1 protein-coding gene is annotated in these 216 nt (G+C 39.8%); it reads right to left on the reverse strand.

The window, feature by feature from the left end:
- On the reverse strand, positions 1-216 hold a 216-nt coding region (locus OS191_RS15610; RefSeq protein ID WP_267153695.1), incomplete at both ends, for an HYR-like domain-containing protein.

Raw genomic sequence — 216 nt, forward strand, 5'->3', positions numbered from 1 at the left:
CCAGCACAGTTATCTGTTGCTGTTAAATCTATAGGAGCAGGTACATCATCGATACATTCTACTGTTATATCAGCCGGAGCAGCTGGAGCTACAGGTGCCGTAGTATCAGAAACAGTAATAGTTTGTGACACACTAGATGTATTATTACAGCTATCAGTAAATGTCCAAGTACGTGTAACTACTACGTTACAAGGATCAGAATTATCAGTTGAGTCA

It is taken from the genome of Xanthomarina sp. F2636L (assembly GCF_026410195.1).
In the GTDB taxonomy this organism is placed as follows: Bacteria; Bacteroidota; Bacteroidia; order Flavobacteriales; family Flavobacteriaceae; genus Xanthomarina.